A 25,914-nucleotide genomic window follows, 5' to 3' on the forward strand; every position below is an offset into this window, starting at 1 on the left:
CCCATTAATATATGTTCTTTATGAGAAAAAGCAACTAAGTAGGCTTACCCTTCTCCACAAAATGCGGAAAATCACACTAGAACAGCGTTTTCAAGCCGAAACCGATAATACCGTCAAGGTAATTTTCGCCATTTCGCAGGGCATAGTACAGGTTGACACTCCAGTTGCCCCGATATTGCGTAAAGCCAACGCCGTAATCCTGCTCACGCGCCCAACCATGTCCCGGGGCCATACGGCGGTACAATCCCGGCAAGTAAAAGATTTCGACGCTCAGGTCGTAACCGTCCTGCCACAGAACGGCAAATTCAGAGAGTCCGTAAGCGCGGCTGCGGAGCGAACGGTAATGCAAGCCCTTGAAGTTCTCGGGACCGCCAAGCGCAAAGAGGTCGGTCCGGCGGAGAGCCGCGTCTGTCGGGAAGATTCCTCCCGCCATGCCCGAAAAACGGCTGATAAAATTGCCGTATAACGGATAGTACGCCACTGCCGACGCAGCCGCGGACAAAAAATTGTCCAGCGAATCGGGGCGATCCATTTTCCATGTGGCCGCAGCATTCAAGCGCCAACCCCTGCGGGGCAGCACGAACCTATCCAGCGAAACATAAGACATTTCGAAGGAGGAATGCTTGTCGTCTTCGCTGATTCCGAAAAACACGCCTACCGTAAAATCGAAACCGATATCGCGCGTAACGCCCGCCTCGCCAACGATAAGCCTTTCTATATATTCTCCCGCTCCGGAATCCGGTTCCTGTACGTCTGCGACAAGCGTTTCTTCGTCAAAACGGCCACGCAGCACGACATTCCAGGCGCTACCAAATACCCACGGTTCCTTGTAATAACCTTCGAGATGGCGCGAGTCTTCTCCCGTAAATCCTTCCAGCTGCAAGTCGCGAGCCGTCCCGGCGATATTGAACAGGTTGATATCGACTTGTCCTTCCCAAACATCTTCTTCGCTCGAATAGGTGAGAATTCCTTCGGCAGTAGAGAAATTCGCCTTGCGCATGCTGTAGGCGGGAACAATCCTGTTCCTTGCGGGGTCCCGGAAAAGACGCACGGGAGCAGTCTTTTCGAAATAGCCTATACGGGCAAGTTTCTGTTCCGAGCGTTCCAAATCCGTAAGGGAGACGGGCTCGCCGGCAGAAATGCCCGTAAGCCTCCGGAAAACTTCGGGCTTTGTCCCGCTGGAATCCAGATTCTCGGCAGGCGCCCATACCCAGGCGAAACCACGGTCCAGCTTTAACGTTAAAACATGTTTTCCGTCGGTTTCGTTCAGAGTCCCCTGCAATCGCGCCGCAATAAAGCCTCTATTCTCGTAATAGCGCACAAGTTTATCAGCCAGCGGTTTCCATGCGTCGCAAGGCGCGCCCTTTGCAGTTTCCATCTGCACTTCGTCAAAGGCATCGTGTTCACTAACCCATGCGACGCTGTCGACAGTACACACGTCCCCGCCCTTCGCCAGCGCGAAGGCAGTCAAGAACAATATGTACAGCACCGTTTTTTTCATATCCTAGGTTCTACCAACTAATTAATTCCTCTAGTCTGGATCCTTCGACTCCGCAACTACGTTGCTTCGCTCAGGATGACACACCCCACACCTCACATTCCACATTACACATCATCCATTCTCCATCATCCATTATCCATCATCAATCATCCATTATCCATTATCCATCATCCATTATCCATTATCCATTATCCATCATCAATCATCCATTATCAATCATCCATTATCAATTATCAGAACATCGCCCTCGCTTCCGTGCTCAGCTTCTGGAAAATATTCTCTTCCGCATCACCGAAGCGAATCACGTAATAAAGTCCGAACGACAAGAAATCGTTCGCCTCGACAGATGCCGAAGCTTCTACACGATACGTACGTCCATCGCCATAGCCCTGCATCATCTGGTACGGGATAATGTCTCCCCCGCTTTCCATCTGGACTGCGGAGAACTGCACAAACGCATCGGCAAAGCGGTCCTTCGTATACCCGAACCGTAGCGAAGCTTCCCACAGGTACGCATCGAATTCATAATCCGCATCATCGCTACCTTCGCCAAGACGGTAGCGCCCGCCGGGCTGCACATGGAATCCGTCCCCAAAGCTATAGCGGTACCGTGCGGAAAAATCCCGCGTATCCCATTCCAGGTCCTGCAAGGCCTCCAGTTTTTCTTCTTCGAGCAAGGCCGTCGCCCCAACAAAATGCCTGTCGTTTATCTGGAAACCGACATCGATATCGTGATGGAAGACTGTTTCAAAATAGCCCATGGCACTCAACTTCTTGTCGTAATCGGCGCCAGGCTTGTACGTGACCGAGACCCCGGACGGATGCGACCAGTTGACACGGGCTTCCCACGAAACCGTGCCCGACGAAATTTTCCGGAGTTCATGCGGCGTCACCGGCGGAAAATACAGTTTTTTCCCGGTAGTGTCCTCTCCTGTAGCACTATACATCCCGCCCAGGGTAATGTCGCGCAGAATGCCCTCGCGCACTCCCAAAAACAATCCGGGATTCCATTCCAGGTCCACCCCGAACGCGGCATTCGAAGCCCGCGTCACGCCGACAGAATCGTTGCGGCCCATGCCTTCGTACACGAAATCGCCATTGTCCACGCCTTCGATAAACATGCCCGTCAGGCTGTCGTAGCGGACATCGCCGGTACCGGGAGCCACAGCCCTGTAGACCGCCGTATAAGTCTGTTCTTCCGTAAGTCCGAGCTTATAGTTCATGGTTCCCGAAATGCCGCGGTCATCGTCGCCAAACCGCATATTCAAATCGCCCATCCAGGAATGCTCCGCATCCGTGGAATCCAGTTTTCGGCGTTCGTATTGCAAGAAATGGTCCAGTTCGAAATAACGGTTACGGAATTCCGCCGTCTGCGTCCATGCCACCGACTGCAGGGAATCGCTCCAATCCTCGCCATACGTATCGCCACGGCGTTTCGCCAGTTTCGTCTCAACGCCTTCGCTTGCATTCCAGCGTTCCCCCACCAGCAGGAATCCCGTCCCCGATTTTCCGTAGGCGACTTCGTTTTCCCAGGAATCCGCACCTGTTTCCTTGCCATCGATTTTTGTATAGCGCACGTCAAAATTGCCAAAGGGACGCCACAGCCCCTGCAAGTATTCCGTAGAGCCCAATGCCTGGAGGCGTTCCATTTCATTTTCCTGTACACTCGCCACACGCACGACGCCCACGTCACTCTTGATATCGCGCGTCTTGTGGACCAACGAGATCTTGGCCCGTGAAGAATTCCATTCTTCGTTTTCTCCCTGGCGGTATCCCCAAAGCATGTTGGTATACCAGCCGGAGCCCAACCGCGTACGCATTCCGAATTCATCGTGGCGTAGGTTTCCCGACGATATCGCCGAACTGTCCAGATCCCATTCGTCCATCAACTTGTACGAATTCCAGTCCATATCGCTACCGGGGAAGGTGCCTATATCGAAACCGTCCTCCACGTAGTTCCCGTATACCGAGAAGGCTACAGGCAAGGATTTCATCTGTTCCGTAGAGTCGGTCGTGAGGAACCAGCGATAGGCCTTGCCTTCGGGGCCGTCGACGTCGTGCGACACGATATTGGAATCGCGGCGGTTCATGGCGATTTCCAGGTCGGCGTAATAGCGGCGTTCCGCCTGCAGGCGCATCCGTGCACCAAAACGGTCCGTACGTTCCGGCCTGAGCAACGGCGACAGCGAATCAACACCACCAGGCAGGGAATCATCTGAACGGAACAGCCGGTTTCCCTTATCCGATTTCAATGCGGCGTAATCGTCATCGGTCCAGACGCCACGCTTTAGGCGATCGCGGTCGTTTTCCAGGCGGAACCCGGAAAGATCCAGGTAAATGTTCGGATGACGGTACTTGGCCTTCGCGGCATACAGGTTGTAGATATTTTCGTCTTCGTAGGCGTCGTATTCAACGCGGATTTCGTCATCGGGACCCGGCACACGGCGGCCCTTGAAATCCAGCAGGCCTCCCGCATAATTCACCACATAGTCCCTGTCGCGGGTAAGTTTCTCTCCATTGAGCCAGACCGTTTCCGATTTCGGGACAACGGAAATATAGCCGCCATCGCTGATGGAATACCCTTCCCTCTGGCCGCTTACACCGTTCATCACCAGGACCTTTCTATTCGTCTCATCCGTACCTACGGCGCCGCGAATCTCGGTGTATCCGGCGCGGGCACCTGCCATGGCGCCGAGCGTGGAGCGTTCTATCGAGAAAAGCCCCATGTTTTCATCTTTCCACGTAAGGTCGCCCAGATGGAGCATCCAGTGGCGCGCTTCCATCCTGAAATAGATCTGGTCCACTTCTTGCAACGTCGCCGTCGTCTGGTTTCCCGCCTTGCGGTCCACATCCGAAAGGAGCGCGTCTATATAGATGCTGTCTCCCACCATGCCCTGTATAGAAAGGCGCATTTCCTGGTCTACTTGCGTACCGCCATCACCGACGGTCACCTGCATCATCTTGTAGCCATGGGTTTCCAGTTTCGAATTCCCGCTGTCATCTTGTGCCACGGCTTCCGCAACAGACTTATTTCGAACTAGGTAATCAGGATTCCACACCGGAAGGGAATCCACATCCATAGCCAGGGCTTTACCCAGCGATATTGTCACCAGAAGGGCAAAGAGCCAATTCTTTGCACCCATAGATGCTACCTACCGGTAGAATCAATCATAAACTGCTTGCTCGAAAGCAACTTGCGGCCCGCGACCAGATCGACGCTCCACTCGCCGGGTTTAAGCAGCGCGGGCGAAATTTCCGTATGGCAAACGCTGAACTCGGACTGTACGTTCTCTGTCTTGCCTTCCAGGCCTTTTCTGTTGTCTGCAATTTTTATTTCGCAAGGCAGAATCTGTATGGTATCTGTTCCCCAGAACCAAATATGCACCAGGGAATCTTTCGACACCTGCGAGACATTCGATATCGTGGAATAAAAGTAAAGACGGGTATTTTCTTCGAAAACGCTGTCTACGCCAAAAGGCGTACCGCGCACCACGTTACGGCAGACCACGCTCTGTGCAGGCGACAGTTCCGTCTCGGCGACATCGCTGATCGCATGGTCTTCAATCCAGATGTAAATGATCCTGTGGGCAAAGAACGCCAGGAAAACGGCCATGACAAGCACGGTCGTCTTTCTCAAATTACGAAGTGGCGGAATGCCGGCCACAAGAACCTCGACTAAATGAGCTTGCTCGTATTCTGGGTGAACGCAGGAACGGCGTCAACGAGTTTTTCGACCAACAGGCGGTTGAAGTCGTCGATGCGGTTCGGAAGCCTGGATCCCTGGAACACCTGAACCAGCAGGAGAGCTTCGTCCACCGGAGCGATGTAGATGGAACGATTTTCTCCGGAATAGGAAACCGATTGGAAGTTCTCGCCACCGAGCATCAATCCCACTTGCTTTGCCGAATCGAACGAAGCCGTACTCAGCACGGCAAGCGGAGTCGCGTCGATCCCGAGAGAACCTACTTCTGCAATAATCGAGCCGTCTCGATGGCAAAGAACGATATACTCGGCCTTGACGCTCGCCTGATAGGCCAGCATCAATCGGCGTACTTTACCCACATCATCGGAATAAATGGTAAAATCACTCATTCTGCACCTATTCTTAGCAAAAAATTTTACTTCTTCTTGGGAACGTACGGACGCAATTCAATATCGTCATCCGAGGAATCCTGCGGCTTATCAACGACACGACCGAACGTCGGCATACGTGTAACCGGGGCGGCGGCACGCGGCCGACCGAAAGGCGAGGACATCGCACCCTTTTGGAACAAGCCCGAACCACTACCACTAGACGACGCTCCGGCAGCAGGCGGTTTGGCAGCAAAAGACGGCATCTTGAACGGAGAAGCCTGCGGAGCGGATGCCTGCGGCTTGGGCGCGGCCTGCGTCACCGAGACTCCTTCCTTAGTGAGGCTCACGTCGTGGACGCCCGTATTGTTCACGCTTTCGGCAGCCTTGCGGAGGAACCCCTGCTTCACGTTGAACTTTTCGATAACGAGCATCGCGATGGTCTTGAGCGTAGTGACAACGCCCTTTCCGTTATGGGCGGTCGCCGGGAAGAACGGGACATTGCGCGGATTGAGTTCGGCGTTCATCTCGTCCAAAGTAAACACGCTGTCCATGTCGCGCTTGTTGTACTGCAGCACGAAAGGCATATCGTCGAGATCCATGCCGTAATCCTGGAGGTTCTGACGCAGGTTCTGGAGGCTTTCCAGGTTTTCTGCCTGACGCGAACGCTGGGAGTCGGCAACAAAGACTATTCCGTCGACACCGCGAAGAACGAGCTTACGCGTACTGTTGTAATAGACCTGACCGGGAACGGTATAAAGCTGGAAACGAGTCTTGAACCCCTTGATATCGCCAAGGTTCAAAGGCAAAAAGTCAAAAAAGAGCGTTCGGTCGCCTTCCGTAGCCAAGGACACCATGTCCGTGCGCTTATCCTGGGGCATCTTCTGGTGTATGACCTGCAAATTCGTAGTCTTACCGCTAAGACCCGGCCCGTAATAAACCACTTTACAACTTATTTCACGTGTAGCAAAATTAATCGAAGACATCTTAAATCCTTAATACTCTACGTGTTAATCTAGTAAAAAGCTTTTGACGCAAGCATTCAGGAGGCATAAAAAAAGGGTGTTTTTTCGGCATTCCGCCGTCAAACACCATTATACATTTGTGCATAAAATCACAAAATACCGGTGCACATAAATGCATCGGCATTCCATGAATCAAGGAGTTCGCTAGCTATTAAGCGAAGCCGTTAATGACCTTAGCGACCTTGGCCTTGTAGTTAGCAGCGCGATTTGCGTTGAAACCGGCGCGCTTGGAGCATGCGGCCTTGTCGAGCTTGCTGAAGAGCTTCGGCATTTCGGCGAGGGCAGCTTCCTTCGTGGTTGCGGTACGGATAACCTTGAGGCTAGCACGGATTTCTGCGCGGGCTGCGCGGTTCATAGCATTGGCCTTTTCGGCCTGACGCAAACGCTTTTTACAAGATTTATGTTGCGGCACCTTATATCTCCGGGTGAAAACTTAAAAAATTGTAGGCACAAAGATAGTAAAGCTCCGTTTTTTGTCAACCCCCCTGTTTCGTCTAAAATTGCTAATTATTGTTCAATTTGCTAAATTTCAAGCGTTATGAAGCCTTTCGTGAACCTTGCCGGGCAGAGGGATGCCTACCGCGAAGAACTGGAAAAAGCGGAAAGATCCGTTTTGGACAGCGGCTGTTATATAGGCGGTCCTGAAGTCTCCGAACTCGAAAGGGAACTGGGAGAGTTTTGCGGTGGCATTTCCGCCATCACCTGCGCGAGCGGCACCGACGCCCTCACCATCGCCCTCATGGCCCTCGGGCTTAAACCGGAGGACGAGGTCATCGTACCGGATTTCACGTTCATTGCACCGGCGGAATGCGTCACGTTTTTAGGCGGCATACCGCGTTTCGCGGACATCGACCCCGAAACGCTCCAGATCGACCCGGAAAGCGTAAAAGCGCGGATCGGCCCCAAGACGCGCGGGATTATCGGCGTGGACCTGTTCGGGCAGTGCGCGCCATTCACGGAACTGCGCCGGATTGCAGACAAACACGGGCTATGGGTTATAGAAGATGCGGCACAGGCCTTCGGGGCGACCGCCGGCACACAGCATGCCTGCACATTCGGAGACATTTCCATCACGAGTTTCTACCCAAGCAAGCCTCTCGGTTGCTACGGGGACGGCGGCGCTTTATTCACGCAGAATAACGAACTCGCCACAAAAATCCGTCAAATCGCGAACCACGGGAGCAGGGAACGCTACCTGCACGAGACCGTGGGCATGAACAGCAGGCTCGACGCACTGCAGGCGGCAGTGCTACGGGTAAAGCTCCGCCACCTCGAAGAAGAACTGAAGGTACGCCGAGAGAACGCCCGCAAGTACGACGAGTTTTTCGCTTCCACGGGTGCAAAAATCGTGCCGCAGAAAATCGCCCGCGGAAACACGAGTACCTACGCACAGTACACCGTGCTGGCCGATGACCGCGAAGCATTTATCAAGAAGCTGGACAAAGCGGGAATCCCGCACTGCATCCACTACCCGCAAGCGCTGCACGAACAGCCCTGCTTTATAAAATTCCTATCGGACTATGTGCCAGCGCCTTTGTATGGTACACGCGGTATAGCCAGGACGATATCAGAGAACGAAAATAGGCATGCGGAGCGAGCTGCAGAACTAGTTGTAAGCCTCCCCGTCTGCGCCTTTACCGATGTAGATTTTATCATAAACAAGCTGAGGTCCGTCCTATGAGAAACACAGGCCTGATACCCGAAATCGCCAACGACAAGACTCCCCGCAAGGTGAGGGATTCGCAGACCGAGACGCACGCCATCGTGCACCCGGACAACACGAACGCACTCCACAACGCCTTCGGCGGGTACCTGATGGGCCTCATGGACGTGGCCGCCTGCGTAGTCGCGTTCAACCATGCGGGCCGCAAGGTGAACACCATCTCCATCGACGGGGTGCGGTTCTTCCGCCCGGCAACGCTCGGGACTATCCTCAACATCCACGCGAGCCTGAACCGCGCCTTCAACACCTCCATGGAAATCGGCCTGAAAATCACCGAAACCGACCCGGTAAACAAGTGCGAACTGCCCATCGCGCACGGCTACTTCACGTTCGTCGCCATCGGCGAAGACGGCCGCCCCACCGCGGTCGCCCCCGTGGAGCCCGAAACCGAAGAGGAAAAGCGCCGTTTTGACCAGGCCCTCATCCGCCGCGAAGCAAGGATAGCGCTTGGAAACCAGCTCCAGTAAATCCTGTATACAGGCGGAACCATTATTTATGTCCGGGGCTCTTTCTGAGCCCCCTTCCCATTTCTAAAATTGTGCCATGCGCGGACCCCAAAAAGACGTCAAAGACCGCTCCCTGATAAGCCTCTCCTGGCCGCTTATCCTCACGTTCGCCGTGGGCATGATCCAGCCCATGATGGACAGCTGGTTCCTCTCGCGCACTTCCGAAACCGCGGCCGCGGGCGTCGGCGCCATGCTCCCGATTCTCGGGGCGCTCTTTACCGCACTCCACGCCTTTGCACAGTCCGGCGCAAGCATCGTCTCGCAGTACATCGGTGCCAAGCAGAACAGCCACGCAAATAGCACGCAGACAATGGTCCTCTTCGGAAGCATCTTGCTCGGGGTGGCGCTCACGCTCGTCATTTTCCCGCTTTCAGAACATATCCCGCAATGGATGGGCCTCACCGAGGAACCCGCAAAATACGCGATGATGTTCCTGAGCGTCGTCTCGTTCGGATTCGCCTTCCGCGCGCTGCAGACCATCCTCACCGCCCTCATCGCCACGCACGGCCTTACCATATGGAACCTCGTGGGCAACACGCTCACCATCGCCTCGAACGCCGCCCTGAACGTTGTCTTTTTGGAAGGGCTCTTCGGTCTCCCCAAGATGGGCGTTTACGGCGTGGCCCTCGCCACCGCGCTCTCGTGGCTGATATCTTCGGGCATTTTGTGGATGGTGCTCAAGTTCAAGGTAAAGCACCAGAGCAAGGCCCGCGACTGGAAGCGCTCCCGCATACTCCTCCCCGACTGGATCCGCATCGGCCTCCCCGCCGCCGCGGAACCCATCAGCTTCCAGCTTTTCCAGGTGTTCATCACCGCGATGGTCGTGTACGTGGGTACCACTGCGATGACCGCCCGCGTGTTTGCAGGCAATTTCGCCGCCCTTTCCGTGATTCTCGGGGTCGGCCTGGGCAGCGGAAACCAGATTCTCGTGGCGCACCTCGTGGGCGCTCACGACTTTGTGAAGGCGAACCGCCGCGTTTACCAGACGCTCGCCGTGGGCGTCGCAAGCGGGCTCTTGCTCTCGATAATCGTCGCCCTCTTGGGCGAGCATCTGCTACGGCTCTACACCGACAATCCCGAAGTTCTCAGGCTCGGTAAAATCTGTCTCTGGTGCGACGTGGCCGTACAGCCGTTCAAGGCGGTAAACTTCATCCTCACCACATCGCTCAGGGCCGCGGGCGATTCCAAGTTCCCCGCTATTGTTGGGAGCGGCATGATGTGGACGCTCGGGCTCGTGACCGCGCTCATTCTCGCGTTTGTCGTGGGGTTAGGACTTCCCGGACTCTGGCTCGGCATGGCCGCCGACGAATTCTACCGCTCGTTCGCGAATATCTGGCGCTGGCGTAGCGGCCGCTGGAAAAGCAAGGCCGTGGTTTAGTCCTGGATACAACGGACAAAGAGACTGTCACCCTTATTAAAGAGATTCACAGACGGTCTGCCCAAGTTGTCCAGATCCATACCATACGAGTTGTCCACGACCCTATCCCAACCGGCCCAATACTCCGTAGAGCTCCAGAACCGCATTCTTCCAAAATAGCGATAGCCATTTGGCTGCAATAATTCGAAAAGAGATCCTGCATTCCATCCGCTGGCGGACATAAGAGCGTTCTCCCCCGAAGCGGAATCTGCTTTGACAGTATTGATTAGCACGACCCACTCCGTTGAATCAGGCAAGTGCCAACCATTGGGGCAAACGCCCTGAATATTTCCCGAGCGCAAAGGACAATCCTTGTTAGGGCCACACGTTCTCTCGTCTTCGTCGATCGCAGCAGCCCAGCGGTAGCGCATTCCAAAACGTTCACAGTTGCTAATAGTTCCCAGATAACAATAATCCCGATACGTGTCATAATTCAGATTTTCCGCCATCCATACCTGGTCACCAATTTTCGTTGTCCTATAGGTCCGGCCGTCACGTTCATCCATAAAACAGTGTTCGTCTGTTTCCACGTCGCACTGTTCCCTCTTAAAGTAATCTTCATCTCTAATACAACGAACAGACAAGTCATACGCGTTAAAGACGGAGCCTATTTCCGGCTCGTCATCATTTCTATACAACCATACCGATAAAGACCAATCTTTTTGATAGACCCATTTATCATAGGCCCAAAAGGCCGCAACATCACCAAAACCGGAATACCTGCCGGAACCACTCCGAGAGCCAGCAGGGAGTGCCGAGAAACCAAAATCATCCGTACCATTTTCTTCAAAGAGCCAGTCAGTCTTTGACCTGAGAATTTTCGCAGCCTCCGAGCGTTTACCAACCGTTTTAAACAATTCCTCCCATTCCGTTGAATCAGGCAAATGCCAGCCGAACGGACAAGACTTCATCGCCTTTTCCCAATAGTAAAGGCCCCCATATTTGACGCAATCGTTGAGTTTATCATAATACGGACACAATGAAGTATCCGTATAAATACCATATGCCAAGTTTTCTGCCATCCACAACTTATTACCAATCTTCACGGTCCTATACGTCTGGCCGTCGCGTTCATCCATAAAGCAGTTCTCGACCGTTTTAACATTGCATTGTTGCCGCACCGCCAGCGAACTCGATGATTCGGCGGAACTCGATGACTCTTCATAACTGCTGCTGGACACATCGCTAGACGAAGATTTCGCGGAAGACGAACTGGATTTGGCAGACGACTTCGCCGAGCTGCAGGATTTGGCACTCGAAGACGATTCTTTCGAAGGGCTAATCAAGAAATCGCTATCGTCATCGCTACACGCGACAAGCATCGCCGCACAAAGAAAAGCACCAAGCCAAAGGGAACGCATAATTCCTCCTATTATCCGCGATAAATATAACATCTTATGTTTCCACAATGTAAAAAAACGCATATAAACAAATATTTCAGGCACATTTTTCCCCATTTCTCCGTTTTAAGGATAGAGGCAGTTCCAAAGTCTCTTAAAAATCTACCCGCTTGACATATACACGTGAAATAGGTATATTATATGATACAAAGCTTTGCAGACAGAGAAACCGAACTCATTTACAACCAGGAGTTTTCGCGACGATTACCTAACACAATCCAAAAAGTCGCTTTGAGAAAGTTGATGATGATAGATAACGCAAAATCATTGAATGATTTACGCGTTCCACCAAACAACCGATTAGAGCCTCTGTATGGAGATCGAGAAGGACAGTATTCTATTCGGATTAACGACCAATGGCGTATTTGTTTTACGACGAATGACGGACAGTTCTACAATGTTGAAATAGTCGATTACCACTAGGAGTTTTTATGAGAAAGCACATCAAGACACCGACAATCGGAGAGATTCTGAACGAAGAGTTTTTCACGCCCATGGGGCTCTCCGCCTACAAGGTCGCCCAGGCAATCAACGTTCCCGTTTCTAGGATTCAGGACATCCTTCACGACCGCAGGCGAATAACCGTCGATACTTCCTTGAGGCTCGCCAAGTTTCTTGGCGTATCGGACGACTACTTCATCTCCCTGCAAGATGATATCGACATCCGAAACCTCAAGATTCAACTTTCAGCAGAACTCGACGAAATCAAGCCTTTTGCTGTTGCTTAGCTAGTCACAAGGGCTTCGCAGCCACCGCCTTGCGCATGCCATAGCAATAAGCTATTCCCATACAGAGCCCTTATCGTGTTTTTTTGCGGAGATGACAGCCTTACAAAGCGAACGCTCGAGCGAAGCGAATGTGTGAGCGTGTAAGGCTGTCATTGAAGCAAACACAAATCAAAGAAAATGCTAAATTTTATGGCATGCCCTTTTACCCGAATGAAGTCATTCAGCAGCTCAAGTCACAGGCGGATATTTCGCTTGTAGTCCAGCAGTTCGTGCCGCTGAAAAAGACGGGTACGAACCGCTACGTGGGCGTATGCCCCTTCCACGACGACCACTCCCCCTCCATGACGGTGAATCCCACCATCGGCATCTACAAGTGCTTTGCCTGCGGTGCCGGCGGAGACGTGTTCAAGTTCGTCCAAGAACACGAAAAAATCGATTTCAACGGCGCGGTGGAATGGGTCGCCAACTTCATCGGGTTCCCCCTGAAAAAAGTCGGTCACAACGAGAATCCCGAAGTCGCCGAAGAACGCGGGATGGTCCGCAAGCTGAACGAACTTGCCTGCGAATGGTTCGAACAGCAACTCGCATTGAGTCCGAAAGCACTGGAATATCTCGCCAAGAGGAATATTTCCGAAGAGACCCGCAAGCAATTCCATATCGGTTACGCCCCCGGTGGCAGAGAAGGATTTATCGGATACGCCGCCAGGAACGGTTTCTCACCCAGGGACTGCGTCAAGGCAGGCCTTGCCGTCGAAAAGGAAAACGGCGGCATATCGGACAAGTTCCGCGACCGCCTGATGATCGCCATCCAGAACCTGTCCGGAGTCGTTGTCGCCTTTGGCGGTCGCGACCTCGCCCCGAAACAGGAAGGCTTCGAACGCCCCAAGTACATGAACAGTCCCGACACGGCACTGTACAACAAGAGCGACATCCTTTTTGGGCTGAACCATAGCCGCACGGCCATCGCCAAGGAGAACGCGGTCATCATCGTCGAAGGCTACTTCGACCTCATCAGTCTCTACCAGGGCGGCATCCAGAACGTGGTGGCCGCATCCGGAACGGCCCTTACCGAAACTCACGCCAGCATCCTCGCCCGATACGCCAAGACGGCATACCTGGTATTCGACGGCGACGCCGCCGGACAGAAGGCAACGCTCCGTTCCCTCGAAATAGTTCTCCCCAAGGGAATCAACCCGAGAATTTTCGCCCTTTCGCGACCGGACGGTACCAAGATAGATCCGGACAACTTCGTAAACGAGCGCGGTGCCGACGCTTTCCGCGCAGAACTTTCCAATGCAGAAGACTGGCTCAGCTACCTTGCTCGCAAAAAAGACCTGCAGAGTATCGAAGCCAGGGCGGAATTCATCACCTATGCGAAATCCATTGTCAAGAGCATCGAAAACAAGGAGCTGCAGAACCAGTACTTGAACCTCTTGGCAGAACGATTCGAGACGAGCCGTTCCCTGAACGGCATCAAGAGTATCAAGCCGGCAAAGAAAGTCGTCCCGCAGTCGCAGCCACAACCGCTGCCCGACGGATTCGACGGGGATTTCTCCGAACCGGTGCAGGAACAGGCCCGCGTACCCTGGGAAATCCTGTCGCCCATAGAAATCCGCTTTGCGAACCTGCTCGTACACAACCCGACGCTACTGGACCGCGCCTGCGAATATTTCGACATGGACCTTGCCGCAAGCGGAATACAGCTGTTCGAATCCTCGCTCATCGACGAGTTCGTAAACACGGTCATCGCCAGTTACGCCGAAACCGGAACATTCTCCGCAAAGCTCCTGTACGAGCAGCTTTCACCCACGCTCCAGCTATTCCTGGAAAACCTGCCCGAAGAATCGTGGACGCCGCCCAAGGAAATCATCGAGTTCTACGAGACCCTGATGGTCCTTACGATGCGACTCTGCGACCGATGCAAGAAACAGATTCCTCTTTCTACCCAGGAGGGCATGGAAAAGCGCCTCAGGCTGAACCAGTTCTCGCAAAATATGCAAAAGCTGGATTCACAATACAAGAAAGGCTCGCTATCCATCGACTACCTGGCAGACCAAATCATTAAAAGCAAGCTATCTTTAATCCGCATCCTGGCCGACACACAAGGATAAACTATGTTATCTATAAAAAACCTCAAGGCAAGTATCGAAGACGGAACCCAAATCCTGAAGGGAATCAATCTCGAAGTGAAGCCCGGCGAAGTTCACGCCATCATGGGTCCGAACGGTTCAGGCAAGAGCACGCTCTCTAAAGTCATCATGGGCCACCCCGCCTATCACGTGGACGAAGGTGCCGTAGAGCTCGACGGCAAGAACCTGCTCGAGATGGAAATCTGTGACCGCGCGAACTCGGGGCTGTTCATCAGCACGCAGTACCCCACCGAAATCCCGGGCGTGAACAACGTGGAATTCCTGAAGATGGCGCTCAACAGCAAGCGCGCCTACCTCGGACAGCCCGAAATTGGCGACGACGAGTTCAAGAAGCTTATCGACGAGAAGATGGCCCTGCTCGAGATGGACGAGCGCTACCGCGACCGCGGCGTGAACGACGGCTACTCCGGCGGTGAGAAGAAGAGGAACGAGATTCTCCAGATGGCGATTCTCGACCCGAAGGTGAGTTTCCTCGACGAGACGGACTCCGGCCTCGACATCGACGCGCTCCGCATCGTGGCAAACGGCATCAACCACATCATGAGCCCCGAAAAGGCGGTCATCCTCGTGACGCACTACCAGAGGCTGCTGGACTACATCAAGCCCACCTACGTGCACGTGTTGCGCCACGGGAAGATTATCCTGAGCGGCGGCCCGGAACTCGCCCTGAAGCTCGAAGAACAGGGTTACGACTGGATCGAGGAGAAGTAATGGACGCCATAGCCCGCATAAAGCAACTGGGGATGCCCCGCCGCAACGACGAACTGTGGACGTTTTTCCCCGTAGCCAAGATTCCCGCACCGGAATTTCCCGACGCCTGCGCCAGCGAAGAGGACTTTTCCGGTGAAACCGATTTCGCGGCCCTCCTGCCGGTGGCGCAAAACGCGCGCACGATGGTCCAGAACATCGCCGACGGTTCCGAAGAGATGGCGCTCCTCAAATGCAACAACGATTTCGGCCGCACCGTCCTTAATATCGGCAAGAACGCCAAGGCCAGTTTCGAAATCCTGGACAACAAGGTCGAGCACCAGATAAGCGCGGAACGCTTTGACCTGCATGTAGGCGAAGGCGCCGACGTGGAAATCTTCTTCGCGAATCCCGCAAACGATCTCCCGCTCAAATTCCGCCATTTCAGCATCGAGCAATCGGCGAATTCTACCGTACGTTTCTCGTCCATCGAACGCGGCAACGGCATTTCCCGCGTTAGCCTCGACTGTCACCTGCGCGGCAACGGAGCCCGTTTCGAAATCCGCACGCTGAACGTTCTCGGCGGCAGCTCCGAAAGCCATCATAGGCTACATATTTACCACGATGTCCCCGAGACCACAAGCATCCAGTTCTCCCGCAACCTCCTGGACGGCAGTTCCCGCGCCAGCTACGACGGCAGCGTCATCGTAGGGAACGGATGTACCAAGGCGTTTTCCAGCCAGCTCGTGAACACGATCCTGCTCTCGGAAGACAGTTCCGTTTCCGTGAAGCCGGTGCTCAAGATATACCACGACGACGTGGAATGCACGCACGGCAATACCGTGGGCGAACTCGACGCGGATCAGATGTTCTACCTCGTGAGTCGCGGCATCCCGGCAGAAAAAGCGAAGAAAATGCTTATTTCAAGCTTTGCCCGGGAACTGTTCTACCCGCTACCCGACTCCCCCGCCAAAAGACGCCTGTTGCAGGTTCTAGGCTAGCACGCCAAGATCAGTTTGAAAACGGAAAAGCGGCCCCTCAAAGAGGGACCGCTTTCTTAGGGGAATGAGAACTTTTTAAATAAACACGGCGTAGAGGAGCAGGGCTACGCCCGAGAAAGCCATTATGAAGTTGTTGTAGAATGCGTTGCTGCAGAGATCCTTTCTGATTTGATTCATCATGTTTATCCCTTTCCCTTGTTGACTCAAATATAGATTAGGGTTCATGGCGATTCAAGTATCAAAAATCACAGTGCGATTTGCGTCACAAAGTGCCAAAAAACTTACGCAGATTACGGCGTTTTTTCCTCGATTTTCACGACCGGTTCGTCCATCATCTTTTCGGCGATAACTTCGGGAGTTTCCTCGGCAATCGCGGCGTTCGATTCCTCGGGCATCCACGGCTTGTCGAGGCTCTTTTCCCAAGAAACCGTGGGCGCAGCGACAGCCTCGTGCGAGGTATCCACGACAGGAAGGCCAAGGAGTTCGCGGGCGCGGTTCAGGGCGGCGTCGATGTTGCCGAGAGCGTTCTCTTCACCGAGCTGCTTCAAGACGCCTGCGCGGGTCAGCGCCACCACAGGCTGGGCATGCACGCCACTAAGCAACAGCTGCGTGCCTTCGCGGTTACAGCGGTTCAGCAAGTCCTCGATCATCTGGATACCGGCGGCATCGATGCTCGAGACGCTACGCATGCGCAAGATGAGGATTTTCGGCTTGTCCGAAATGCGCGCCATGGTATCCTTGAACTTGTCAACCGCACCGAAGAACAGCGAACCGGCGAGTTCGTAAACCACCACGCCCTTCGGCACCTGACGGCTGAGCTCGTTGTGGGCGGCTTCCTCGTCGTCTTCCTTGAGGGCTTCGGTCACCGCCTCCATCTCGGAAACGTCGCTCATGCGCTTGATGAACAGCACCGCGGCCAGCAGCACGCCGACTTCGATGGCAACCGTGAGGTCGATGATGACCGTAAGGAAGAAGGCCACGAGCATCACGATGACGTCGCTCTTGGGAGCCTTGAACATCTTGATGAAGCTGCGGTAACCGCACATGTTGAAGGCCACCTGGAACAGCACGGCGGCAAGGGCCGCCATCGGAATCATCTCGGCATACTTGCCGAGTACGAGCATAATGAGCAAAAGCACTACCGCATGCACGAGGCCCGAAATCGGGCTCACGGCGCCGTTACGGATGTTGGTCGCGGTACGGGCAATGGCGCCCGTAGCGGGAATGCCGCCGAACATCGGCGAAAGCACGTTCGCCACGCCCTGTCCGAAGAGTTCGGTGTTGGAGCGGTGCTTGGTGGAGGTCATACCGTCGGCCACCACCGCCGAAAGCAGGGATTCGATAGCGCCGAGGATGGCGATCGTGAGTGCCGGCTGGAACACCTTCTGCATCATCTCGAGACTGATGTTCGGCAAGTGCGGAACCGGGAAGCCGCTCGGGATGTGGTTTTTCATGCCGATGGTCACCACGCCGTGACCGGTAATGGGATCGTCCCAGCCCAGCACTTTCACGAGCACGGTCGCGACGATAATGGCGATGAGGGAGCCGGGCACCTTGGTGGTGATTTTCGGCCACAGGATGCACACGGCGAGCGCCACGAGGCCCACGATGACGGCATAGCCGTTAACGGTATCGAAGGAGGTCGCGTAAAGCTTGATCTTGCCGACAGCGTCGGCCGGGTCCTTCGCCAAAAAACGCAGGCCGAAGAAATTCGGGACCTGGCCGAGCGCGATGATGATGGCGATACCCGCGGTAAAGCCGACCGTCACCGGGTACGGGATGAACTTGATGATGGCGCCGAACTTGGCAATGCCGAAAATGATAAGGAGAATACCCGCCAGAAGCGTAGCGGAAGCGAGGCCGTCGTAGCCGTACTGGCTCACGATGCCGTAGACAATCACGATGAAGGCGCCCGTGGGGCCGCCAATCTGGAAGCGGGAACCGCCCAGGAGGGAAATTGTGAAACCCGCGATAATCGCGGTGTAGAGGCCCTGTTCGGGGCCGACGCCCGAGGCGATGGCGAAAGCGATGGCAAGCGGGAGCGCGAGGATACCCACGATGAGACCCGACATCAGGTCGCTCATGAAATTCTTCTTGGTATAGCCCCGGCGAACCGTACGGAACAATTCGGGGACAATCGTCGTCTTGACGCCAGCAAGGAAACTCTTGACGGATTCTTTGGCGTGAATATTGGACATGGTCACTCCGTTCTTAGGAACGGCGCCAAATTTAGGAAAATTTACATACCCTGTTAAGGGGGAGAAAGAAAAAAGTAATGTGAGCTAGAGGAGTCCCTTCTTCGCACTCTTCATCAGGTTCTTCACCTGCTTGTTGCTGAGCTGCGGGACATCCGCATCGCGTTCGCGGCGGGACTTGGGCGCGCATTCTTCGCAATAGTACTTGATGACCGTACCGAAACTTGCTGCGCCGTTGCCCAAATCCGTCTGGCGCGTGCGGTAAGAGCGCACCAGGGCCTCCCGGTGGCACTTGTCACAGACCCCCATCTTCGGGGCTGCCGGTTCACGGCGTTTGTCCTTCTTGGCGTTCTTATCGTCATCCATCGCCCAGGCTCTTGCGCTAGCTGCATTCTTTGAAGCGAAATGGTCGTCAAACAAGCTCATAATGACTCCTTTCTTTTTTATTTCATCGTTTCTAATATACAATCTTGCAAAAACAAAGATAAGAGCGTCAGGCACAAAGACGTCGGTTTTGCGTCCTCGGAATAGAGACTCCGGGCAAACTTGCCCCTTTCCGCCTGCATTTCCCTGAATTTTTCGGCATGGACTTCGAAATCCATCACGCTAAAACGCTCCGGCGACTTCGAGGCGAACCCGCGGATGGCTTCGTTCAGTTCCGAGACTCGATCGGAGACTTCCGGGAGCAATTCCTTCGGGATAGTAACGAAATGGACAAAAGACTGCGTCTTTTTCAGTATTTCGTCGACAAGGGCTTCGTAATTCGCGGTCACCTTGACCACATCGCAGCCTTCCCGCTTCATTTCGCTGAGACCGAGCGCAAATACGATACGTCCGGCCTGCTTGCCGATAATATCGGAGGAGGCTCTCGCCAAAAGCTGCGGAATCGAAGGCAGGAGCGGCGCATTGACAGAAAACTGCATCGGGCGGTTGGGCTTACGGCAGAGAAGCATTTCCACGCAACGCGCAGCGGCTTCCCCCTGCGGGCCCAACAATTCGTCACCTATGATAAGCAGCCTGTTTTCCACACCAATAATTTACTCTTTATTATTCGGTCTGACCACCTTGATTGCCCAATAATTCGCCTTTTTTTCGCGAAAAACCACTTTATGGCCATCTGCGACCAGGGCTCCAGGCACATTTTCTATAGGAGACCCGTCATCAAGCCAGATTTCCAGTTCCGTGTCGTAGGGAAACCCGGCCATGACAAGCCTTGAACGGGCGGCATTGGACGGGCACTTGACCCCACGCAGGTCCAGCAAGTGCGGAATCCCTTCCTTCAACTGTTCCGGAAGCGGACAGGAACGTATCTTTTGGCAAAAATCAGCTATTTCCCTACAAAACTGGTCCGGTTTTTCGAGCCATTCCCCCAGCGAGCCGCCAAGAGCTCCCGAAAGGACCGCCCGGGAAAGGGCTTCTCCAGGTTGCAAGAGCATCCCCGTACACCGCCTGAACCATTCCGCACAGGCATAAGAGACGAGAGTACGCAAGGCCTCGTCGAATTTATCGCTTCCACGGTTGGTTTCTATCCATTTTTCTATGGGAGACTGTTCCATTTTATACATCCGGTTTCCAAACTTACAATTTAATTGTTTTTTTTCAAAAACGCCTAAAATTTTGAATTTTCGCCAAATTTGAGCGTATTCAACTTTTTTCACACTTTTTTACGCACGAAACATAGCAAAGTCTGCTAATGGTTTCTATATTTGGCCGCAAGCATTCAATTATGCAAAGGTTTTTGAAAGGATGAGTACTGTACTTCTCTACGCAATGTTCGTAGTCTATTGTATCGCCGGTGTGGGATTGGTGATTTACGGTTTCAGCTGCTATTATAGCATATACCTTTTCCTAAAAAACAGCCGCACCACGCGTCTCGCCGACCGCAAAAAGATTCTCCAGTTCTATCGCGAACATTCCATCAACGAACTGCCGCAAGTCACTACCCAGCTCCCGGTCTTTAACGAAGCCAACTGTGTCGAACGCCTGCTCGAGGCCGTCTGCGCCATCGACTACCCCAAGGACAAGCACGAAATCCAGGTCCTGGACGACTCCACCGACGAATGCTACGAAGTGGCCAAGAAGAAGGTAGACGAACTCGCCGCCCGCGGCTACGACATCAAGCTCATCCACCGTACGAACCGTTCCGAATTCAAGGCCGGCGCCCTCAAGGAAGCCATGGCCGTCGCCAAGGGCGATTTCCTCGCGATTTTCGACGCCGACTTCGTCCCCGAGAAGGACTTCCTCCTCAAGACCATCCCCTACCTGGTGATGGACGATCAGATCGGCCTGGTCCAGGGCCGCTGGGGTCACCTGAACCGCACCGAATCCGGTCTTACGCTCGCCCAGTCCATCGGTATCGACGGACACTTCGTGGTGGAACAGTCCGCCCGTAGCTGGGGCAAGCTCTTCATGAACTTCAACGGTACCGCAGGCGTATGGCGCAAGCAGGCCATCTACGGCGGTGGCGGCTGGGAAGGCGATACGCTGACCGAAGACATGGACCTTTCTTACCGTTCTCAGCTCGCCGGTTGGAAGATGAAGTTCGTATTCGACGTGATCGTTCCGGCCGAACTCCCGAACGACATCAACGCGTTCAAGGCACAGCAGTTCCGCTGGGCAAAGGGTTCCATCCAGACTGCCATCAAGATTTTGCCGCGCGTCCTCAAGGCCAAGGTTCCCCTCCGCGTCAAGATCGGCGCCATCCTCCACACGACGCACTACTCCATCCACCCCTGCATGCTCTTTACCGCCCTTTGCGCATGGCCGCTGCTCGCGTTCTTTGAACCGGTCGCCCACCTGCCCACCTGGGTCTACACTGTCGGGTTCAGCTTTATTTTCCTCGCCGCTATCGCTCCTTCTGTTCTTTATTTCGTTGCACAGCGCTGCTCCGGCTATACCGGTTGGAAAATCCGCCTCTTGAGCCTCCCCATTCTCATGGCCCTGGGCGTGGGCATCGCCGTGAGCAACTCCCGTGCCGTATTCTCTGCCGTCCTCGGCACCAAGGGAAGTTTCGTCCGCACCCCGAAGAGCGGCGGCTCGAAGAAGAAGGCCAAGAGCCATTACGCACAGAAGTTCCCGTGGCAGGCTATCCTGGAACTGGGCGTAGGCGTCTACTGCATCTTCGGTCTTCTGGAATACATCGGCGCGCAGAAGTTCATCATCGGACCGTTCCTCGCCCTCTACTCCGTCGGGTTCCTTTCCGTGGGCGTATTGAGCTTCATGCACTTCATCAGCAACCTCTTCGAAATCCACAAGGTCCGCAAGGAACACGGAAACGTAGAGGGCCAGGAAGCCTAGGATTCCTAGAAACGATTTTCTCCAGGCCGTTCTTCAAGGACGGCCCTTTTTGTATGGCGAATCTTTTCCAGGGCGTTCCTGGAGTCGCCGTCGTAAGTCCTTACAAAATAAGAATGCACCTTGTGAAACGTGACAAAGCCGTTCCACGCAGCAAGGGAAAGGATTGCCGCACAGGCTGTCGCGACAAGTACTTCTATAAGGGTATATCCGCCCGTGTTTCTTACCGGCAACGTACAAGCCTCCTCAATCGCACATGTTCATTTTCCTCAGTCACGTAGACAAGTTTCCGTCTGGCCAGCAGGGGCTGGGACAGCAACGAATCGGTGCATGGCGGCGGGTCGGCAATTTTTCGCTCCATGGAACCGACAGCTTCGACAAACGATTCCACGCGGTCTTTTTCCAGGGCACGCAACTTGGCGAAGCTTTCTACGAAGTAGCCCAAGGCCAGTAGTCCCAAGAACAACGTCACCATGGCGACGCAGACCTCCGGCAGAGTAAAGCCGGCTACAGAACTGCGGTTCATCGCAATACCTCCCGTTCAAAAATAACCGGAGACCCTCCCAGGAACGACGGCATCACGGAATCTTCGGCGACGATGTTTCCCGGCAGCGACGCACGGAGTCCGGAGAAGACTACGCCATCAGACTGCGTAACGGATGTCCCGTTTTGCCCAATGGCAATCGCCATGCTCGGGTATTCCGCGACGGCGTTGCCCCGCAACACGATTTCGTGTCCCGCCACGGCGATGCCCCGGAAATGCACCTGGCCACCAATTTCCACCGATTCGTTGCCGACTGTTTCCAGGAAGCCCACGCAAACATTACCGCCCATCCTCACGTTACCCAGGGAAAATATCCGGAGCGTATCAAAACGGACGCTTCCTTCTACAGTTACATCGCCACTGACATATGCATTCAGCGATTTCATACTGCCCGAAAAATCCAGGCGCAAGTCCCCGTCGTTCACCATCATATAGGCATTCCCGGGGACATCGAAAAAGCGCCTGTTACCGGAATAGCGCCGTAGGCCGGGAGCCGAGAGAATCCCTTCACGCAGCCGGGCCCTGTACGCCTGCACGCCCGTAAGCCATTCGCCAAAGTCGAGCTTCTGCAACGCCGAAACGGTCATGACGCAAACCTGCAGCGACGAGTCACCGGAACAGAGCCGTCCGTAAGGACCTACGTCCGCATGCCACACGGGCGGGACGCCCGGCAACAACGCGGAGGACATGGACTCCAAATGCAGGAGCAGGGCCGATTCCGCATCGTACACCTTCTGCACCTCGCGGGATTCCCGCATCACTAGATGGCGCAACCCTCCGGGCAAACGCAACAAAGCCGAAAGCAGAATCCCCAATACGAGCAGGATTCCCATGACGAGCGCCAAGATATAGCCGGAGCGCGGTCCAGAATTCCGCATTTCAATTATTCCCGCCATTGCCCCCATTCCTCAGCACATAATTCCTGCCGTTACATACAAACTCAACATAATCTCTCCCGATATCATGCACGGTCAAATTTTCTATGGAATCTCCGATGCCAAGCCAAAGCGTATTCCCGTCGCCTTCACGGATCTGCGCAATCTTCCCCGCTATCGTTCCCTGGATTTTCAGGATTTCTGTCGAGCACGCCCTTTCGTTCACCGCCGGTTTCGGCTTTTTCATGAGCCATTCCCCGTGATCCGGGAGTTCGTCAACGGGACGCTCCAATTCGGGAGCATCTACGGCGGGTACGCGGGCAACCGTTTCGGGCACTTTCCTTAGCCAAGGCCCGACACCCCGCCACAACATCACCGAAAACGCCAAGACCAGGAACAGCACAAGGCGGGAATACCGGGGCGTCCACCCGCGGTATTCGAACAGGCTCAGATTTTCCCAGAACGGATCCTGCGACGCCGCCTGGAAAAAATCAAAAGACGCATCCGTTTCCGTCACCTTTGCAAACGAATCTATGCGGGAAAAAAGGAAATCCTTTTCCAGGAAGGTATCGAACCGTCCAAGCCGTTCTTCGACAAGCTTCCCGGATTCCCCGCCATAGCCGGATTCTTCGGACCAATGGCACAGCCGCCCTTCCATAAAGACAAGTACGTAGAGCGTCCCGCCGACAACAGCGGCATACCGCATGTTGCCACCACAATCGCATTGGCGTACCGAGCGGTCTGCAAGGGCATATAAGCCGACAGATTCCGGCAGGACCCTGCCGCTATCGAGCTTTGTCGCCAAATCGCACAGCACCGCCACCAAGAACCGGTGGCGCCGTCCTTCTGCCGCATTGAAGGCAACCATTTTCCAGAACACGGGAGTCCCGCCCTGCCGCATGTTCGGGAAATCCTTCGCAAACGCGGCAAGCAGTTCCGCATCCGAAACTTCCCGGTCAAACCCGGTAACGACTTCCCACGTAAACATCCGGGCTTTACAGGCAAGTGCCTTATTTCTCAGGAACAGCATCGGCACTCCTATCGACTTCCGGCGTTATGAATATGGCCAGTTCGCTTTCGTCCTCTTCTTCGCTCGTATAGCTGAACAGGCGGCCTATCAACGGGAGGCTCCCCAAGAACGGCACCGCGCGACGCACCTCCGTCTTGCTCCTGCGGCGAAGCCCGCCCAAGCAAAGCGTCTCGCCGTTTTTAAGGACGACCGTCGTCTTGAGATTTCGCGTACTGATATCGCGCGGGCCATCTCCGGTACTGCGGCCCGCCGTCTTAATTTCCGGGGCCACCTCCAGCGTAATGCTCCCGGACCGCGTCACCGAAGGGGTCAACTCCAGAGAAATTCCGTCGTTGAACGAGCGGTAATCCGTAATCGGATACCCGTCCGCCGACACCTGGCTCACCAGGTAGTAGACTGTATTCGTGACGTTCAGCTCGGCCTTGTTGCCGTTGATTGTCGTGAGTTTCGGACGCGCCAGGACCTCTGCCATGTTGTTTTCTTCGAGACTCGCGAGTTCCACCTCGAAGCGGTCCGGAAGAATCCCCACACTGCCGAACGCACCCGATTTCGAGACATTCTTTCCCAAAAAGTCGTAGAAGCCCCGGACACCGATATCGTTCTGCCCCGTCTTCCGTGTCGCCCCGCTATGCAGGCCGATTTCGAAATTCCTCCCCCGCCTGAACTCCACAAGGACGCACGAAAGCGTCACCTGCATGGCGGGAGCGTCCACAAGTACGAGCACCGATTCCGCCGCGGCGATTTCTACTGCGGAACCACCCAGCAGCAGGGCATTCTGCTCCTTGACTTCGGAAACAGCCAGATTGCCTTCTGGCAATAGCTTGCCCAGTTGCGCCACGGCCTTTTCGGAATGCACGTGTTTCAGCGGATACAGGCGCGTCATCGAAAGCGCATTTTTTGCGCCCCGCTCCGCGACAAGCAAATTCAACGAATCCAGGGAATACACGAAACGGTTTCCCCTAAATAGGGCTTCCAGCAGTTGGTCCAGACGCACAGCGGAAAAATGCAACCGCACCGATTCCTGGACATTCCCGTAAACGGCGAGATTCAATCCGGCAACTCGAGCCAGCTCGCCCAGGACATCTACGAGCGGGACCGATTCCAGGTCAGCCGAATATAAATCGCCATTCCTCTCGATTTCGACCAGGGCGGCATTCACGGTGACGGGCCGTTCCTTACGCCTTTCGACGCGCAAGCAACCTGATTCCCGGTACACCCGAAAGCCCTGCGACTCCATCAAGGCGCGGAAAGCGGCCTCGGCCGGCAAGCCTCGCAAATTGCCGGAGACCCTTCCTGAAATGTCCGGCGCGTACAGGATGTTCAGCCCCGTATTGGCGGCATACTCATGGATAAATTCCACGACATCCTTATTCCGGAGCGAAACGCTCACCAGGGAATCCTTCTCGGCAAAGAAATTCTCCCCGCGTTCCTGCACGCGCCTTATATGGAACACATGTCCTTCTTCTACGACCTGCAGGCCCAAGGACGCACAAAGAGCCGACAGGCCTTCCAGCACGCCGACTCCGTCCAGGTGGAAGGTCACCTTGTTTTCGATATCCTTGTCTACCAGAATCGGCGTATCGTAGGCCAGCGAAAGAGAGCGGGCTACCTCGCTTATCGGCGTATCCACGAAATCGAACGTCGCCGCATCCAGACGTGCTGCGACAATCAACAATAGCGCAAGCACAAGCGCGGCCATGGCGGGCTGGAAACAGCCCTGACGGGAGTATTGTTTTTTTGGAGGCATCTTGCCACCCCTAGGAAAGC

Annotated in this window: 24 protein-coding genes and 1 pseudogene; 9 read left to right on the forward strand and 16 right to left on the reverse strand. The window is 54.6% G+C overall.

Annotated elements, in window-relative coordinates:
• Nucleotides 1-76 precede the first annotated feature (76 nt).
• The 6 genes and pseudogenes from B3M32_RS05640 to rpsT all read right to left on the reverse strand — a co-directional run bounded on the left by B3M32_RS05640 (nt 77) and on the right by rpsT (nt 7,009).
• Entirely contained in the window at nt 77-1,501 is a 1,425-nt protein-coding gene (locus tag B3M32_RS05640; protein WP_290744111.1) for a BamA/TamA family outer membrane protein, read from the reverse strand.
• A gap of 233 nt (nt 1,502-1,734) precedes the next feature.
• A complete protein-coding gene (locus tag B3M32_RS05645) occupies nt 1,735-4,644 on the reverse strand; it encodes a hypothetical protein (protein ID WP_290744112.1) in 2,910 nt (969 codons plus the stop codon).
• A 5-nt stretch (nt 4,645-4,649) separates the two neighbouring features.
• Nucleotides 4,650-5,138, reverse strand: coding sequence for a hypothetical protein (locus tag B3M32_RS05650; RefSeq protein ID WP_290744113.1), 489 nt, complete (start codon nt 5,136-5,138; stop codon nt 4,650-4,652).
• A gap of 38 nt (nt 5,139-5,176) precedes the next feature.
• Nucleotides 5,177-5,593 (reverse strand): roadblock/LC7 domain-containing protein, encoded by a 417-nt coding sequence (locus B3M32_RS05655; protein WP_290744114.1) that lies wholly within the window; start codon nt 5,591-5,593, stop codon nt 5,177-5,179.
• Nucleotides 5,594-5,994: 401 nt separating this feature from the next.
• A pseudogene (locus B3M32_RS12370) lies at nt 5,995-6,558 on the reverse strand (GTP-binding protein); the annotation flags it as partial.
• Nucleotides 6,559-6,748: 190 nt separating this feature from the next.
• Complete coding sequence (gene rpsT, locus B3M32_RS05665; protein WP_173342198.1) at nt 6,749-7,009, reverse strand: 30S ribosomal protein S20; 261 nt, start codon at nt 7,007-7,009, stop codon at nt 6,749-6,751.
• A gap of 126 nt (nt 7,010-7,135) precedes the next feature.
• Here rpsT and B3M32_RS05670 point away from each other — a divergent pair, with 126 nt between their 5' ends.
• The 3 genes from B3M32_RS05670 (at nt 7,136) to B3M32_RS05680 (ending at nt 10,204) form a co-directional block, all read left to right on the forward strand.
• Nucleotides 7,136-8,278, forward strand: a complete 1,143-nt coding sequence (locus B3M32_RS05670; protein WP_290744119.1) for a DegT/DnrJ/EryC1/StrS family aminotransferase — start codon at nt 7,136-7,138, stop codon at nt 8,276-8,278.
• Complete coding sequence (locus tag B3M32_RS05675) at nt 8,275-8,787, forward strand: acyl-CoA thioesterase (RefSeq protein ID WP_290744121.1); 513 nt, start codon at nt 8,275-8,277, stop codon at nt 8,785-8,787. Before B3M32_RS05670 ends, B3M32_RS05675 begins: the two co-directional genes overlap by 4 nt.
• Nucleotides 8,788-8,863: 76 nt before the next feature.
• A complete protein-coding gene (locus B3M32_RS05680; protein WP_290744123.1) occupies nt 8,864-10,204 on the forward strand; it encodes an MATE family efflux transporter in 1,341 nt (446 codons plus the stop codon).
• Here B3M32_RS05680 and B3M32_RS05685 read toward each other — a convergent pair.
• A complete protein-coding gene (locus tag B3M32_RS05685; RefSeq protein WP_290744125.1) occupies nt 10,201-11,604 on the reverse strand; it encodes an FISUMP domain-containing protein in 1,404 nt (467 codons plus the stop codon). The genes B3M32_RS05680 and B3M32_RS05685 overlap by 4 nt on opposite strands.
• 180 nt (nt 11,605-11,784) lie before the next feature.
• On the opposite strand from B3M32_RS05685, the gene B3M32_RS12375 reads away from it, so the two are divergent.
• From B3M32_RS12375 to B3M32_RS05705, 5 genes are all read left to right on the forward strand, one after another.
• Complete coding sequence (locus B3M32_RS12375) at nt 11,785-12,066, forward strand: type II toxin-antitoxin system RelE/ParE family toxin (protein ID WP_349679860.1); 282 nt, start codon at nt 11,785-11,787, stop codon at nt 12,064-12,066.
• An 8-nt stretch (nt 12,067-12,074) separates the two neighbouring features.
• Nucleotides 12,075-12,371: a HigA family addiction module antitoxin gene (locus tag B3M32_RS05690; protein ID WP_290744127.1), complete on the forward strand. Its 297-nt coding sequence runs from the start codon at nt 12,075-12,077 to the stop codon at nt 12,369-12,371.
• Between the two features lie 194 nt (nt 12,372-12,565).
• The gene (dnaG, locus tag B3M32_RS05695) at nt 12,566-14,482 is read left to right on the forward strand and encodes a DNA primase (RefSeq protein ID WP_290744129.1); all 1,917 of its coding nucleotides are present in this window, start codon (nt 12,566-12,568) and stop codon (nt 14,480-14,482) included.
• Between the two features lie 3 nt (nt 14,483-14,485).
• Nucleotides 14,486-15,232, forward strand: coding sequence for a Fe-S cluster assembly ATPase SufC (gene sufC, locus B3M32_RS05700; RefSeq protein ID WP_290744131.1), 747 nt, complete (start codon nt 14,486-14,488; stop codon nt 15,230-15,232).
• Complete coding sequence (locus tag B3M32_RS05705) at nt 15,232-16,209, forward strand: SufB/SufD family protein (RefSeq protein WP_290744133.1); 978 nt, start codon at nt 15,232-15,234, stop codon at nt 16,207-16,209. The genes sufC and B3M32_RS05705 overlap by 1 nt, the downstream gene beginning before the upstream one ends.
• Before the next feature lie 290 nt (nt 16,210-16,499).
• Here the strand turns inward: B3M32_RS05705 and B3M32_RS05710 are convergent, their stop codons facing one another.
• From B3M32_RS05710 to B3M32_RS05725, 4 genes are all read right to left on the reverse strand, one after another.
• Nucleotides 16,500-18,407 carry a SulP family inorganic anion transporter gene (locus tag B3M32_RS05710; protein ID WP_290744134.1) on the reverse strand — a complete coding sequence of 636 codons (1,908 nt, stop codon included), beginning with the start codon at nt 18,405-18,407 and terminating at the stop codon, nt 16,500-16,502.
• 84 nt (nt 18,408-18,491) lie between these two features.
• Complete coding sequence (locus tag B3M32_RS05715; RefSeq protein WP_290744135.1) at nt 18,492-18,830, reverse strand: hypothetical protein; 339 nt, start codon at nt 18,828-18,830, stop codon at nt 18,492-18,494.
• A gap of 17 nt (nt 18,831-18,847) precedes the next feature.
• A complete protein-coding gene (locus B3M32_RS05720; RefSeq protein ID WP_290744136.1) occupies nt 18,848-19,432 on the reverse strand; it encodes a hypothetical protein in 585 nt (194 codons plus the stop codon).
• Nucleotides 19,433-19,441: 9 nt separating this feature from the next.
• Complete coding sequence (locus tag B3M32_RS05725; protein ID WP_290744137.1) at nt 19,442-20,062, reverse strand: sulfurtransferase TusA family protein; 621 nt, start codon at nt 20,060-20,062, stop codon at nt 19,442-19,444.
• A gap of 88 nt (nt 20,063-20,150) precedes the next feature.
• On the opposite strand from B3M32_RS05725, the gene B3M32_RS05730 reads away from it, so the two are divergent.
• Complete coding sequence (locus B3M32_RS05730; RefSeq protein ID WP_290744138.1) at nt 20,151-21,701, forward strand: glycosyltransferase; 1,551 nt, start codon at nt 20,151-20,153, stop codon at nt 21,699-21,701.
• 5 nt (nt 21,702-21,706) lie between these two features.
• On the opposite strand, the gene B3M32_RS12410 is transcribed toward B3M32_RS05730, so the two are convergent.
• Genes B3M32_RS12410 through B3M32_RS05750 form a run of 5 tightly spaced genes read right to left on the reverse strand, consistent with a single transcriptional unit; the run spans nt 21,707 to nt 25,894 of the window.
• Nucleotides 21,707-21,931 carry a type II secretion system protein J gene (locus B3M32_RS12410; protein ID WP_414655174.1) on the reverse strand — a complete coding sequence of 75 codons (225 nt, stop codon included), beginning with the start codon at nt 21,929-21,931 and terminating at the stop codon, nt 21,707-21,709.
• Entirely contained in the window at nt 21,922-22,224 is a 303-nt protein-coding gene (locus B3M32_RS05735) for a type IV pilus modification PilV family protein (protein ID WP_290744139.1), read from the reverse strand. Before B3M32_RS05735 ends, B3M32_RS12410 begins: the two co-directional genes overlap by 10 nt.
• Nucleotides 22,221-23,120 carry a hypothetical protein gene (locus tag B3M32_RS05740; protein ID WP_290744141.1) on the reverse strand — a complete coding sequence of 300 codons (900 nt, stop codon included), beginning with the start codon at nt 23,118-23,120 and terminating at the stop codon, nt 22,221-22,223. Before B3M32_RS05740 ends, B3M32_RS05735 begins: the two co-directional genes overlap by 4 nt.
• Before the next feature lies 1 nt (nt 23,121).
• Entirely contained in the window at nt 23,122-24,147 is a 1,026-nt protein-coding gene (locus B3M32_RS05745; protein WP_290744142.1) for a hypothetical protein, read from the reverse strand.
• Nucleotides 24,128-25,894 carry a type II secretion system protein GspD gene (locus B3M32_RS05750; RefSeq protein WP_290744143.1) on the reverse strand — a complete coding sequence of 589 codons (1,767 nt, stop codon included), beginning with the start codon at nt 25,892-25,894 and terminating at the stop codon, nt 24,128-24,130. Before B3M32_RS05750 ends, B3M32_RS05745 begins: the two co-directional genes overlap by 20 nt.
• Nucleotides 25,895-25,914: the final 20 nt, after the last annotated feature.

It is taken from the genome of Fibrobacter sp. UBA4309, assembly GCF_002395745.1.
In the GTDB taxonomy this organism is placed as follows: domain Bacteria; phylum Fibrobacterota; class Fibrobacteria; order Fibrobacterales; family Fibrobacteraceae; genus Fibrobacter.